The following is a 13,777-nucleotide window of genomic DNA, read 5'->3' on the forward strand; positions in this document are numbered from 1 at the left end:
ATCGCTTCGGACCCACGGAAAGGGAGTATTTTTCCGCAGCGCCGAACTAGCAGTCACCGTTAGAAGAATGAAAGAACATTACACCCAAAATGAATTTTTATTGGTTCGTAGTTTGCATCTATTGTCAAGCAGACATAGCTCGACTAAGCGAGGCATGCCCGTTTTTCTTAAATGAAATAAGTGTAAATATAAGGAGGATATAAAATGTCAGAACAACAGGAAGTTAATTTACCGCCGAAGTACGATCCAACTACAGTGGAAAAGGGTCGTTACAACAAATGGGTAGAAGGAAAATATTTTGAAGCAGAACAAAACAAGGCCAAAGAACCTTTTACAATTGTGATCCCGCCACCAAACGTAACCGGTAAACTGCATATCGGACACGCATGGGATACAACGCTTCAGGACATCATTACCAGAATTAAACGAATGCAAGGTTATGATGTACTTTACTTACCAGGAATGGACCATGCAGGTATCGCAACCCAAGCGAAAGTAGAAGCGAAATTACGCGAGGAAGGCGTATCACGTTATGATTTAGGCAGAGAGAAGTTTCTCGACAAGGCATGGGACTGGAAAGAAGAATATGCAGGCTTTATTCGTAAACAATGGTCTAAATTAGGACTTGGACTTGATTATTCTCGCGAACGTTTTACTTTAGATGAAGGATTATCAGACGCAGTAAAAGAAGTATTTGTAACATTATACGAAAAGGGTCTTATCTATCGTGGTGAATACATTATTAATTGGGATCCTGCAACTAAAACAGCCTTATCAGATATTGAAGTAATCTATAAAGATGTTCAAGGACATTTTTACCATATGAAATATCCATTAGCAGATGGATCAGGTCATATTGAAGTTGCAACAACAAGACCAGAAACAATGCTTGGAGATACAGCGGTAGCCGTACACCCAGATGATGAGAGATATAAAGATTTGATTGGAAAAAAAGTGAAACTGCCAATAGTCGGCCGTGAAATTGAAATCGTAGCAGATGATTATGTTGACATGGAATTTGGTTCAGGGGCTGTTAAAATAACGCCTGCGCATGACCCAAACGACTTCGAAATTGGTAATCGTCATAACCTCGAACGTATACTTGTTATGAACGAAGATGGTACAATGAACGAGGTTGCAAGTAAATATCGAGGGATGGATCGCTTTGAATGCCGCAAAGCAATTGTCAAAGATCTTCAAGACCAAGGTGTCCTTTTTAAAATTGAAGAACATATGCATTCAGTAGGTCACTCAGAACGTAGCGATGCCGTTGTAGAACCATATTTATCCACACAATGGTTTGTAAACATGCAACCATTGGCAGATGCAGCTATTGAACTTCAAAAAGCAACTGATGATGAAAAAGTCCATTTTGTTCCAGACCGTTTCGAAAAAACGTATCTCAGATGGATGGAAAATATCCGTGACTGGTGTATTTCCCGACAATTATGGTGGGGCCATCGGATTCCTGCTTGGTATCATAAAGAAACAGGTGAAATGTATGTAGGAAAAGAGGAACCAGAAGATATTGAAAACTGGGAACAAGATCAGGATGTATTGGACACTTGGTTTTCATCAGCATTATGGCCATTCTCAACACTCAATTGGCCAGATACAGATAACGAAGATTTTAAACATTTCTTCCCGACTAATGTATTAGTAACAGGCTATGATATTATCTTTTTCTGGGTATCACGCATGATTTTCCAATCGATTGAATTTAACGATGAACGCCCATTCAAAGATGTATTAATTCATGGATTAGTTCGCGATGCAGAAGGACGTAAAATGAGTAAGTCCCTTGGTAACGGTGTAGATCCTATGGAAGTGATCGATAAGTACGGTGCAGATTCTTTACGTTATTTCTTAGCAACAGGATCAAGTCCTGGTCAGGATTTACGCTTTCAGTGGGAAAAAGTAGAATCGACATGGAATTTTGTTAACAAAATATGGAATGCATCCCGTTTTGCATTAATGAATATGGATGGCTTAAGTTATGATGAAATGGACTTATCAGGGAAAAAGTCCGTGGCAGATGAATGGATATTAACGAGACTTAACGAAACAATTGAACAAGTGACACGTCACGTTGATAAATATGATTTTGGTGAGGCAGGACGTTACCTGTATAACTTTATCTGGGATGACTTCTGTGACTGGTATATTGAAATGGCGAAATTACCATTATATGGAGAAGATGAGCAAGCAAAATTAACAACTCGCTCGATCTTGGCATATGTGTTAGACCATACTATGCGCATGCTTCATCCGTTTATGCCATTTGTGACAGAAGAAATCTGGCAGCAACTGCCACATGAAGGCGAGTCAATCGTATGTGCAGCATGGCCAACTGTAGATGACAGTTTATCGAATCAAGCAGCGTCTGACATCATGAAACAACTTGTAGCGATCATCCGCTCTGTTCGTAATATCCGTGCAGAAGTCGATACACCAATGTCGAAAGAAATTCCTATCATTGTGCAAGCAACAGATGAAGCAATAAAATCACACTTGGAAGAAAATCGTATCTATTTAGATCGTTTCTGTAATCCAAGTGATTTAACCATTGATACTAAAGTAGAAGTACCAGAAAAAGCAATGTCTGCGGTAGTAACTGGTGCTGAAATTTTCTTACCTTTAGAAGGATTAATCGATATTGACAAAGAAGTAGCGCGTCTTCAAGGGGAACTGGACAAATTAACTAAAGAAGTTGAACGTGTTGACAAAAAATTAGCCAATGAAGGATTTGTTAGTAAAGCTCCTGCACAGGTAGTAGAGGCAGAAAAGGAAAAACAAAAAGATTACATGGAAAAACGTGAAAAAGTACAATCACGTATTCAAGAGTTACAGAAATAAAGAAAAGAGGCTGTCATCGACAGTCTCTTTTTCACAAAAACAAGTGTATAAAACTTAAACTGCGAAGTAATACTTTTTAGATCTTTCTTCTTCCATTCTGAATTTTGATGAGTGCTACCATTCGCTTCAGCAAGATACTTCGCTTAGTGTAGAATTCTTATTTTTACAAGTGTGAATCTATGGCATTACTTCCTATGGATCTCCACTTTCATAAGATAGAACATCTATCATAGCGGAGGCAGAATACGGAGACTCCTGCGGGACAGCGAGAGCTGAAGATCCACTTTGTGAAGTGCTTTTCTTCACAAAGTTAGCGAAAAGCCTGAGCCCACGGAAAGCGCAGTATTCTGCAGGAACGGTATTTCGGCACTCTCTATAGAAAGGGTGGAAGAGAGTCTCACTCCCAAAACTTTCATTGCTTCGCAGTTGTTATCTACTTTGTTAATTAAAAGAAAGGTGTGTTTTTATGATTCAATCTGAACAGGAGTTGGAAGATTTTTTTGCATCAAGAAGAAAGTTAGGGATAAAGCCTGGATTGGAACGGTTAGATTATTTATTAGAAAAAGTTAATCATCCACAAAAATCGATTCCTACAATCCATATTGCCGGTACAAATGGTAAAGGTTCTACTCTGACGTATTTAAAAGAAGTATTAATGGAGAGTGGACGGATCGTTGGGACTTTTCAATCACCAGGTCTTCCTACTATTCTGGATCATATGGCAATTAACAATCACCCCATTATCTTGGAGGATTTTACGGCTATTCTTAATAACCTTTTACCTATAATAGATGAAATGGATCATATTGATTTAGCCCCTTCTGAATACGAAATATTAATGATTATCACGTTATTATTTTTAAAAGATAATGTTGATATCGCTGTAATCGAAACATGTATGGGTGGTCTAGAGGACGTAACAAATAGAGTGGAGCCACTGTTAACAATTATTACTACTGTTGCAATTGATCATACGAGCTTTTTAGGTGATACGTTAAGAGCTATTGCAGTGCATAAGGCGGGAATTATAAAAGAAAACGTGCCAGTTATTGTAGGTGAATTGGACGATGAAGCTTTGCAAGTTGTTCAAGAAGTAGCACTTCAACAATGTGCTACTCTGTATCAATATGAAAAGGAATTTTGGACAGAAGAAATAGATATGCCCCATTTTCTCTGGAGTAGTGGATCAAAGCATTTTTCTATTGATCTTTCCATGAAAGGTCGTCACCAAATCATGAACGCAGCCTTAGCAATACAAGCATTCAATCTACTGAATGATAATGGATTTAATATTAATGATATAGCGATAAAAAAAGGATTATTTAGAGCTAAATTACCGAATCGAATGGAAATTATTAATGAAAACCCAAGAATTATCGCTGATGGGGCACATAATGTCCAAAGTGTTAGCAAGTTAGTAGAAACAATTGAGGAAGAAAATATCGAGGGAAGCATTAAAGTCTTATTTAGTGCATTTCGTGATAAAGACATAAGTAGGATGATTGAGGAATTATCCAAGCTCACGGACGAGATTATGGTGACTACTTTTGATCATCCAAGAGCATTATCTGATGTAGAAATACCCAATCATGTCGTTTATTACCTAGATGCGCAACAAGCACTAGACAATCTATTAGTTAACAGTAATCCAAATGACTTGATACTAATCACAGGTTCACTTCACTTTGTCGAATTCATAAAGAGTGTAGTTAAAAAGTAACAAATATCCACCAAATGTTATTTAAAAATCATTGTTATTTATTAGTGGAGCAAGTATAATTGTTTTAATATTATGACAAGTTATGGAAAAATAAGTGTATGAACTCAGTACATAATAGCCTATAAATGATCCGGTTATTAAAGCTTGAAAATTACTAGCAGTGATCAATTTTATTAATTGTGTAAGGAACATAGTAATTTTTTCATAGTCAATAGAGGATAAGAGACAAAAGAAAATCTTTGGAAATAATCAGCAATTGGAGTGTGAAACCCTTTATGAACATTTAAATATTCCAGTTGCGTTTGACCCAACTTTTTTAAATAGGAGTTTATCGATGTTGGATATATTTTATAGTGGAGTATGTTTTGTTTTTGGCTTAATTTTTGGCTCATTTTTTAATGTAGTAGGTCTTAGAATTCCCCAACATACATTTTTATCCTCATCAAGATCTGTATGTCCGGCGTGTAATCATACATTAAGATGGTATGAAGTAATACCGGTTTTTTCTTTTTTAATGCAAAAAGGAAAATGTAGACATTGTCAACAATCGATATCTTTTCTCTATCCAATAGTTGAATTAATTACAGGCTTTGGCTTCCTGTTAAGCTATTTGTACCTAGGATTATCACTGGATTTATGGATTGCAATTGTTTTAGTCAGTTTGTTCTCGATTATATTAGTAACAGATCTTCGTTTTATGATTATCCCTAATAAAATTCTGCTTTTCTTTTTGCCTGTATTTATTCTGTTTAGAGTCCTTCAACCACTTGAACCATGGTGGTCCAGTATTGCTGGCGCTGCAACAGGATATGGTTTGATCGCACTTATTATCCTTGTTAGTAGAGGTGGGATGGGCGCTGGTGATATGAAATTGTTAGGACTGTTAGGCGTTGTATTAGGATTTCCATATATAATGCTTGCTTTTTTTATGGCAACATTGGTAGGTTTATTATCTAGCAGCGTGGTTCTGTTTAAGAGAGGTTTTAAAGCAAAACAAGAAGTCCCGTTCGGACCGGCGATTGTATTAGGTACTATCATCACGTTTATGTTCGGTGATAAGCTTATCGAAGCATATATGAATCTGATCTGGTATTGAAAGTGAATAGAAAGTGTATATAGAAAATGTCCAAAATTGGCAAGAGACTGTCTCGGGAATATCGTCAGCTACTTTGAACAAACTGCTAATAAAAAGAGAATGATCTAGTAGTGTAGAATACTAAATCAAGCTAAAATGATGCTAATATTAAGTTTGGCCGGATGGTAGTGGTAAAAATAACGCCTGAAGAAAAAATAACCTGAAAAGTCTCGTGTATCAAATAGAAGGGTTAGCGCCATCATATGAGTCTTTTCAGCAATTTATTACACATATAAAAGATAATGAGATTTATTTGATATGAATATTGATCGAGTTGAGAACGAAGAACCTGCATTTGAGTTCACCATCCAATTTCACGCTTTTTATGCACCCGAATTAAATTTACTCGAAATACCGAATAGTGAAAAAAGCACTCCATAAAGGAAGTGCTTTTTTTCGTGAAGATAGGATAAAGCTAATCAAATATTATTAACTGCGACGTAACTTAAGCATAGTTTTGCTTTCATCCGTCTTCTTTGAAATGGGTGCAAGATGAATGCTCCTCCATCATACTTCGCTTTCGTTTGGTTCCTTTGCACGGAAGAAAGCTGCAGGGGAGCTTGCCAAAGAGTCTCAATGCACTCGTTTTTAATCAGAATGGTAATTCGCGTTTTGTTATCCTTTTCTTAAAGTAAATGAAATAGAAAAAAATGAATGTTTTTCCTACTATCTGTCACATTTTGATGAACGCTTTTTTGATAGAACTGACAAAAGTCGTCTTACATCTCAAGATAGATATGATAGGGTGATAGAAAAGGATTTGAAACGAGGGATTACCGTGGAAAATAAAAGACAAATTTCAGTCCGGATAAACCAGAGTAAAAGTAGTTCAGCTGAGCATAAGTCTACTGATCAATCTAACTTAGAAGATTATATCAGAGAAAATCATCATCCGGTCATGGATGATCATCAGGTATTTCAACGTAACTATACACCTGATGAGAATGAATTTAATCGTTCTAAAAAGCCATCTTTCTGGTCAAAATATAAATCATTTCTTCTTTCTGCCATTACGGCTATTTTAATAGGATCTTTTCTAGGATTAATGATGTTAAAAATATTTGTAGATTTAGACCCAGAAGAAGTGGCGTTTGATCAAAATACCTCTAATGGCCAAGCAGTTTCAGCAACAAGTGACAATTCTGAGAAGGAAGATAAAACTGCTGAAAGTGAACAAGCAACTTTTCAAAGTAAAGCATTTGATTTTTTTGTTACTCAGGCAGGTGTATATTCAAATAAAGATGCAGCTAACCAATTAGTACAAGAGTTAAAAGGAGATCAAATAGAGAGTATGGTCTGGTCTCGTGAAGAAAAATATCATGTATTTGTTAGTCTAAGGTCTACTTCTGAGGAATCAAAGCAATTTTCAACCAATACTTTTCCAAGTAGTTACGAAATGTATGCCGGTAAGGATTGGCACGTCAATTCAGTTTCAATCTCACTTTCAGAAGAAGAGAAGTCCTGGCTAACTGATTTGGGAAGTTTATTGGAACAAATGATCGCAGGTAATACGGATAAGGCAGCGATTGATCAATGGTTGTCTGATAAACCCTCCAATATCTCTGAAAAGACCCAAGTTTTAAGTAAGGAGATAGAATCGTTAAAAGCAGCAGACGATGAACAATCCAGTCAAGTGATATTATTAAAGATATTAAATCAGTATGAAAATTTAGCAAATAAGTAAATTCACTTTTTCGCACTTTGTAGGTAACAAGTTTTGCTTTTTTCTTATAACGAAAATGGCAAAACTTGTTGTTTAGGGTGCTAGAAAATCCCCAATTAGCTATTTGCTGATGTTATTCCTACTCGTTAAAATAGTAGATATTGAAATGAAGGAGGAATATACATTGGAGATGCCAACCACTAAAATGAAAGAAGTGCCAAAAGAAGACCGTCCAAGAGAACGCCTGTTGGAGCATGGACCAAGTCATTTATCCAACCAGGAGTTATTGGCGATTTTATTAGGCTCTGGGACACAAAAGGAGAATGTACACCAATTAGCGGAAAAGGTTTTACAACATTTCGAAGGTTTAAGAATGTTGAAAGATGTTACTATTGAAGAACTCACTGAAATTAAAGGCATTGGTCAGGTAAAAGGTGTTAATATTCTGGCGGCTGTTGAATTTGGCAAAAGAATTCAACAATTTAAAGAAAAAGAAAGATATGTCATTAGAAGTCCGGAAGATGGAGCAAATTATGTAATGCAAGATATGAGCAGTCTTAAGCAGGAACATTTTGTTACCATTTTTCTTAACACTAAGAATCAAGTTATTCATCGACAAACGATATTCATCGGTAGTTTGAATGCTTCCATCGTCCATCCTCGGGAAGTTTACCGTGAAGCGATAAAACGGTCTGCAGCTTCGATCATCTGTGCGCATAATCATCCTTCGGGAGATCCCTCTCCTTCTCAAGAAGATATCCATGTTACAAAGCGATTATTAGAGAGTGGCAAAATGATAGGTATTGAACTTTTGGATCATTTGATTATAGGTGATCATAAATTTATTTCATTAAAAGAAAAAGGGTACTTATAGCACTATCTATTTTTGCTAAAGTTAAGTATAATAGAATAAACAAGCTTTTATAGCGCCTTATACAAGATTGCTTGTATAAAGGCGTTTATTATTGTGAAAAGAGTATAATTTCTTGATTGAAAGTCAATAAAAGCATAAAATATTGAAGTGAATGTTTTGTATAATAAAGGTTGAGAGGAAGAACAAGATTGGGAATATTTAAATTATCACAAGATTTAGGGATTGATTTGGGTACAGCAAACACATTAGTATTCATTAAAGGAAAAGGCATTGTTGTGCGCGAACCTTCCGTTGTAGCAATAAATAAAACATCAGGTGATATTGAGGCAGTTGGAAGTGATGCAAAGAATATGATTGGTCGAACTCCAGGAAATATCCAAGTTATTCGTCCGATGAAAGATGGTGTTATTGCAGATTATGATACAACTGCTGCGATGATGAAATATTATATCAAATTGGCACAGAAAAATAGATCTAGCTTAGCTAAAAAGCCTAATGTAATGGTATGTGTGCCATCGGGTATTACTATGGTAGAGGAGCGAGCTGTAATTGATGCGACCAAACAAGCGGGAGCAAAAGATGCTTTTCCGATTGCAGAGCCGTTCGCTGCTGCTATTGGTGCTGGCTTACCTGTTTGGGAACCAACTGGTAGTATGATTGTTGACATAGGTGGGGGAACAACTGAGGTTGCGGTTATTTCTCTAGGTGGTATTGTAACGAGTAGATCGATTCGTACCGCTGGTGACGATATGGATGAGGCAATTATTCAATATGTGAAAAGAACATATAATCTTATGATTGGCGAGCGTACAGCGGAATCATTAAAGATGGACATAGGATCTGCAAAAGCTTCATCTGATAAGGAACAAATGGATATTCGCGGACGTGATTTATTAACAGGTTTACCGAAAACAATAAGTGTGACCGCATCTGAAATTGCTTCCGCATTAAAAGATACAGTTGATTCCATTGTGGAAGCAGTGAAAAACACTTTAGAACGTACGCCACCAGAGCTTGCAGCAGATATTATGGACAGAGGTATTGTGTTATCCGGTGGAGGAGCACTGTTAAAAGATTTAGATGATGTGATAAGTGATGATACAAAAATGCCGGTATTTGTAGCAGATGAACCTTTAGATAGTGTCGCAATCGGAACAGGTAAATCGCTTGAATATATTGAGCATTTTCGGGCACATCCAAACGTAGGGGTGCAGCGTTTATCAGATTAAGAAGGTGTTATGATGTTTTATAAAAAAAGGCGACTGTTTATTTTGATGATTTCGTTAATCATTATTGTTGGTTTGATTGGTTTTTCGTTAAGAGACCGTACGAACCTTACAATATTTGAAGATTTTATTCATGACAGTGTAGGATGGGTACAGGAAGTAATCAATAAGCCGATTACGTTCACTACTGGCGTGGTAACCAATATTAAAGAAATTCGCAATGTCTATCAGGAAAATCAACATTTAAAATCAAGCTTAGATGAGATAAGACAGTTAGAATATGAAAATCAAGAGCTAACGAAAGAAATAGATGAATTAAAAGAACTGCTAGATAAAACAGAGTCAGATTTCCTACAGAATTTTGATGCAATTCAGGCATCCGTTATTGCAAGAAGTAAGGATCAATGGTTTAAGCAAATCACCATAAATAAAGGAACACAGCATGGTGTTGAGCCCAATATGTCAGTGGTAACAGGAAAAGGGATGATCGGAAAAGTTCAATCAAGTTCACCTTTTACCTCAACTGTGTTATTACTTAACGGATTTGACCGTACCAATCGAATTTCTGTAAATGTGTACAAAGATGAAACTGAAACAGATAGTTCAGGATTTATTGTCGGATATGATGAAGAGACTGAGTTACTTTTACTTGAAATGAACGATAATAACCAAGAGTTAAAAGCAGGTCAATATGTATTTTCTTCAGGACTTGGTGGTGTTTTTCCTAAAGGGCTTGAAATTGGTGAAGTTGTTGATGTAGAGGCTGATCGTTATGAATTAACAAGTATAGCACATGTACGACCATCAGCAGATTTAACTGATTTAAATCATGTCATTGTCATTGATCGTTCCATGACAACTATAGATGAGCAAACAGAGGAGGATGAATCATGAAACGCATGATCCCTTTTCTAATTGCTCTCATCTGCTTTATATTGGTGATACTGGAAGGGATATTAGCTAAAATAGATCTTCCGTTTGTGAAAGATGAATGGATAATTGTATCTCATTTTCTTTTTTTGTTTCTGTTATATGTAACAATATTTTTTGAGAAAGAAACAACGTATTATGCTATTTCATTATCGATAATTTTTAGTTTTATTATCGATATAGTGTATACAGATGTGATTGGGGTTTATGTATTTGCTTATACAGCAGTGTTATATGCAGTAAGAGGATTAATGAAAGTATTGCAGACGAACTTTATAATTGCGTTACTAATGACGATTCTAGGGGTTGTAGCTACAGACATTTTGCTCTTTTTCCTTTATAATATTATTCAAGTACATGATGACAGTTGGGATATGTTTTGGCAGCACCGGTTAATTCCCACAAGTATATGGAATATTTTATTCGGTGTGCTCATTTATCTTATCTTTGCAAAAAAATTAACAAAATGGTCGTACATTAAGTTTGAGCGATCAGATTGATAATGGCTAGCGAATGTTTTAAGGGGTTGAATAGAAGTGGCATCAAATAAATGGATTACAATAAAGGGAACGAGAGATGGTCTAACCCTTTTTGTGAATGATCAATGTTCATGGAACGAGTTACTACAAGAATTAGAAGAGATTCTTTCCACGAAACATATGGTAGCTGATGAGCCATTGATCACCGTAAAAGTTGAATTAGGGAACCGTTATGTTACGAAACAGCAGGAACAAACGCTAAGAGAAGTTATTCGCAAGCATAATAAGTTAGTAGTTGATCAAATCTCTTCGAATGTCATTTTAAAAGAAGATGCGTTAAAATGGAAAGAAGAAACAGATGTTGATTTACATAATAAGATTATTCGTTCTGGACAAGTTCTAGAAATTAATGGCGACTTATTATTGGTTGGTGACGTGAATCCTGGTGGAAAAATAGTTGCAACGGGAAATATTTTTGTGATGGGTCATTTGAGAGGGATTGCCCATGCTGGTTCAGATGGTAATAGAAATGCAGTAATAGCTGCTGCACATATGGCACCTAGTCAATTACGTATAGCGGAAATTATTAGCAGATCACCAGATGCTGACTCAGATGGTGTCCCAATGGAATGTGGTTTTATTGATTCAAAAGGTGAACAAATTGTAATGGACCGCATTAGTACTATTGCAAGATCGCGTCCAGATTTAAATGCTTTTGAAAGGAGAGTTATGAATGGGTGAAGCTATCGTTATTACTTCTGGTAAAGGTGGTGTCGGTAAAACGACTACTACGGCAAATCTAGGGACTTCATTAGCATTACTAGATAAGAAAGTATGTTTAATAGATACGGATATTGGACTGCGAAATTTAGATGTTATTATGGGTCTGGAAAATCGTATCATCTATGATATTGTGGATGTACTGGAAAAAAGATGTAAAATTTCGCAGGCATTAATAAAAGATAAACGATTTGACTGTTTATATTTATTGCCAGCAGCACAAACAAGTGATAAATCGGCACTAACTCCTGAAGGTATGGTGGAAATTATCGAAGAATTGAAGCCGGATTATGATTACATATTAATTGATTGCCCAGCGGGTATTGAGCAAGGTTATCGTAATGCGGTGGCAGGGGCAGATAAATCAATTGTAGTGACAACTCCTGAGAAATCAAGTGTAAGGGATGCCGATCGAATTATCGGTTTATTAGAACAAGAAGAGATGGAACCTCCTCATCTAATCGTTAACCGTATACGAAATCATATGGTGAGAAATGGCGATATGCTGGATGTAGATGAGATCATACAAGTATTGTCGATAGATTTATTAGGTATTGTGGCGGACGATGATGATGTGATTAAAGCATCTAATCATGGTGAACCTGTTGCATTTCAACCAAATACTAGAGCTTCTATCGCCTATCGTAATATTGCAAGAAGAATTCTCGGAGAATCCGTTCCACTACTCTCGTTGGAGGAAAAAGTAACGTTCATAGACAAAGTAAAAAAAGCATTCGGAATAAACAAATAAGCAAAAAAAGAGTTTGCCAGATCTAAAATGTCCTTTACAAAGGGTACACTTTAACCGGCAAACTCTTTTTTTATAAGAGAGGATAGTATATAACTGTTGGTATAACAGCATTTTGGTATCCCATTTAAAATGAGTCATAAATAAAGATATTGTTGACAAGTGATGTTATTTATTATAAATGTGATTGTGTGCAAGGAAGTCGGAGTGGTTGTCAATCTGTTGATATATTTCAAAATGGCTACTCATAGCAATCGCCACAGATTTACTTAGCATATAGTTAAGGATAGGCGTGTTTTGCCCAGTTTTTCTTACGTAAATCTTCCTACGCTTATCTTAATATTCTGGAATATGACAAAGAATAGAATTCATGGAACTTTATTCTTGTGCTTGCCTGTCACTTTATTAGAAAGCTATACTAAGCTATGGAAAGCGTCTGTGGTAGTCCCCTCATGAGATATGCAGTTTAACTTTTAACCGAATTTTTTAAGTTTTTTAAGCGCTTTTTCATATTCTGATGGTTGTCCACATATATTGTACAAACGTTGGAAAAAAGGAATGGATGCTGATGAAAAAAGATAATCTATCACAAATACGCCAAAATATTTTGAAAAGAAAAGAATCCAAAAAGAAAATCACATCATCACGCTTATCAAATGTTAAACATCACAATTATTTAAATCAGGCTTACATGGAAGATGAAGAACGACATGGCTATTCACCAAGTTTAGGAGGATATCAAAGCAGCAAGGATGACCAACCATTTATAAGACAGTTTCTCTTAAAAAGCATTGTGGCTGCCCTGATATTTTTTATTACAGTTATTTCAATGAATACCAACCAGAAGTGGCTTGAGCAACCACGCAATTGGGCAAATTATGCAATGACAGTAGAATTCCCTTTTGCAAGTGTAAATGCCTGGTATCAAGCGCGATTTGGTGCTCCATTTGCACTAGAAGCAGATCTCGGTAGCAAAGAAACGACAGAGACTACAGCACTGCCTGTCTCCGGTCAGGTCAATCAGACTTTTCAAGAAAACGGAGAAGGTATACTAATCTCATCAGCTGAAGATTCAGAGGTAATAGCTGTAGAAGGAGGTACCGTTTTATTCGCAGGTAATGATCGCGAAACTGGTAAAACGGTGATTATCCAACACGCAGATCGTAGTAAATCGATTTATGGGAATTTAACAAATATCGATGTTCATTCCTATCAATCGATAAGGACAAATCAGAAAATTGGTAACTACGAGCCTTCCGAGACAAACAAAGCGATGTACTTTGCAATAGAAAAAAATCGTGAATTTATTGATCCGATTCGGGTGATGCATGTTGATGAACAACCCTAAGTTACCTCCCATTCATAT

12 protein-coding genes are annotated in these 13,777 nt (G+C 36.2%); all 12 read left to right on the forward strand.

Annotated elements, in window-relative coordinates:
• Nucleotides 1-204: 204 nt before the first annotated feature.
• Nucleotides 205-2,856 (forward strand): valine--tRNA ligase, encoded by a 2,652-nt coding sequence (locus tag ACTWP4_RS17620; protein ID WP_443130100.1) that lies wholly within the window; start codon nt 205-207, stop codon nt 2,854-2,856.
• A 466-nt stretch (nt 2,857-3,322) separates the two neighbouring features.
• The gene (locus ACTWP4_RS17625) at nt 3,323-4,576 is read left to right on the forward strand and encodes a bifunctional folylpolyglutamate synthase/dihydrofolate synthase (RefSeq protein ID WP_443130101.1); all 1,254 of its coding nucleotides are present in this window, start codon (nt 3,323-3,325) and stop codon (nt 4,574-4,576) included.
• 334 nt (nt 4,577-4,910) lie between these two features.
• Entirely contained in the window at nt 4,911-5,672 is a 762-nt protein-coding gene (locus ACTWP4_RS17630) for a prepilin peptidase (protein WP_443130102.1), read from the forward strand.
• A 297-nt stretch (nt 5,673-5,969) separates the two neighbouring features.
• Nucleotides 5,970-6,092, forward strand: coding sequence for a hypothetical protein (locus tag ACTWP4_RS17635; protein WP_443130103.1), 123 nt, complete (start codon nt 5,970-5,972; stop codon nt 6,090-6,092).
• A 397-nt stretch (nt 6,093-6,489) separates the two neighbouring features.
• Nucleotides 6,490-7,395 (forward strand): hypothetical protein, encoded by a 906-nt coding sequence (locus tag ACTWP4_RS17640; protein ID WP_443130104.1) that lies wholly within the window; start codon nt 6,490-6,492, stop codon nt 7,393-7,395.
• A gap of 169 nt (nt 7,396-7,564) precedes the next feature.
• On the forward strand, nt 7,565-8,248 hold the full coding sequence (radC, locus tag ACTWP4_RS17645) for a RadC family protein (RefSeq protein WP_443130205.1): 684 nt from the start codon (nt 7,565-7,567) through the stop codon (nt 8,246-8,248).
• Nucleotides 8,249-8,436: 188 nt separating this feature from the next.
• Nucleotides 8,437-9,477 (forward strand): rod shape-determining protein, encoded by a 1,041-nt coding sequence (locus ACTWP4_RS17650; protein ID WP_443130105.1) that lies wholly within the window; start codon nt 8,437-8,439, stop codon nt 9,475-9,477.
• Nucleotides 9,478-9,489: 12 nt separating this feature from the next.
• Nucleotides 9,490-10,368 carry a rod shape-determining protein MreC gene (gene mreC / locus ACTWP4_RS17655; protein WP_443130106.1) on the forward strand — a complete coding sequence of 293 codons (879 nt, stop codon included), beginning with the start codon at nt 9,490-9,492 and terminating at the stop codon, nt 10,366-10,368.
• The gene (gene mreD / locus ACTWP4_RS17660) at nt 10,365-10,904 is read left to right on the forward strand and encodes a rod shape-determining protein MreD (RefSeq protein WP_443130107.1); all 540 of its coding nucleotides are present in this window, start codon (nt 10,365-10,367) and stop codon (nt 10,902-10,904) included. Before mreC ends, mreD begins: the two co-directional genes overlap by 4 nt.
• 36 nt (nt 10,905-10,940) lie before the next feature.
• Nucleotides 10,941-11,624, forward strand: coding sequence for a septum site-determining protein MinC (gene minC / locus ACTWP4_RS17665; protein ID WP_443130108.1), 684 nt, complete (start codon nt 10,941-10,943; stop codon nt 11,622-11,624).
• The gene (gene minD, locus ACTWP4_RS17670; protein WP_443130109.1) at nt 11,617-12,414 is read left to right on the forward strand and encodes a septum site-determining protein MinD; all 798 of its coding nucleotides are present in this window, start codon (nt 11,617-11,619) and stop codon (nt 12,412-12,414) included. Before minC ends, minD begins: the two co-directional genes overlap by 8 nt.
• Before the next feature lie 565 nt (nt 12,415-12,979).
• Nucleotides 12,980-13,759, forward strand: a complete 780-nt coding sequence (locus ACTWP4_RS17675) for a peptidoglycan DD-metalloendopeptidase family protein (RefSeq protein ID WP_443130110.1) — start codon at nt 12,980-12,982, stop codon at nt 13,757-13,759.
• Nucleotides 13,760-13,777: the final 18 nt, after the last annotated feature.

The organism is Gracilibacillus sp. D59 (genome assembly GCF_052246695.1).
Taxonomy (GTDB): domain Bacteria; phylum Bacillota; class Bacilli; order Bacillales; family Amphibacillaceae; genus Gracilibacillus.